The sequence below is a fragment of the Agrobacterium sp. MCAB5 genome, assembly GCF_052114365.1.
Lineage (GTDB): Bacteria > Pseudomonadota > Alphaproteobacteria > Rhizobiales > Rhizobiaceae > Agrobacterium > Agrobacterium tumefaciens.
Window position 1 is genome coordinate 1 of record NZ_JBFREP010000061.1, and the last position, 869, is coordinate 869.

Genomic DNA, 869 nt, shown 5'->3' on the forward strand with positions numbered 1-869 from the left:
GTCTCCGGGATCTCGGGATTCTGTTTTCGTCTAGGGTACGCCTCTCTGAGCATATCCAGATTAAAACGCCACAGGCCTTTTTCCGCAAGCGCGCGCATTTGTTGATCCACGGGCATGGGCGTCTCGAACAAGGTCATCTCTTTCAGGGACGAATTGACCATGTCCTGCAAGTATGCGCCGATTGGTTGCTGATCCTCGAAGAAGCTAGTCCTGAAAAGCGAAAGCCAACCCATCAGAAAAGCAAGAGGCGTGTCTGTGCTGTAGGGCATGATGAAGCCCGTCGCATCTACGTGCCCGACCTTATGGGAAAAAGGGAGGCCGATCGTATGCGTAAACGGCGCCTTCTGATGAGGCGACAGGATCAAGGCGACGTTCTGATCCAGAAGGAAGATGCCATCAAGAGGCAGAAGCTTCGTGCTGTCGATATATTCCATCAACTCCAAGAGGATCGACTGCCAAGGTGACTTTGTCTCGGTCGCTACCAAGAAGTACGGCCGGTAGAAAACATAGTACGACGCCCAGTCGTTTGCGTCATTTACCTGGACCAGTCTGGACATGTTTTTTGCGCGTAGCGCGCGGAACTTCCGGGCCTTCTTCAACTCCTCCGGAATGATCGAACGCGACAGGCTTGTTTTGACCTCGCCGGCGGCCAGGACACTTTCTATGAAAAACAGCGTCGGAGTATCGCGTCCGGTTGCGAACGGTTGCGACTGGTTCGAAAACACTAAGTCCATCTGGCCCGACCGGGCTCCAGTGTTGTCGCTGTCGCTTTCCGAAGCTATCACTTCACCCGTTCCAACGTTCACTGAGCGTGGCAAATGCTTTTCGAAGAAGTCGCGTGAAGCGATCTCCAACGCATTGCCCCGTAG

At 53.9% G+C, this 869-nt stretch carries 1 protein-coding gene; it reads right to left on the bottom strand.

Annotation, left to right across the window (positions count from 1 at the left end; genetic code table 11):
- Nucleotides 1–869: DUF6602 domain-containing protein (locus tag AB4Z23_RS27290; RefSeq protein ID WP_441361158.1), on the bottom strand; the 869-nt coding region annotated here is incomplete at both ends.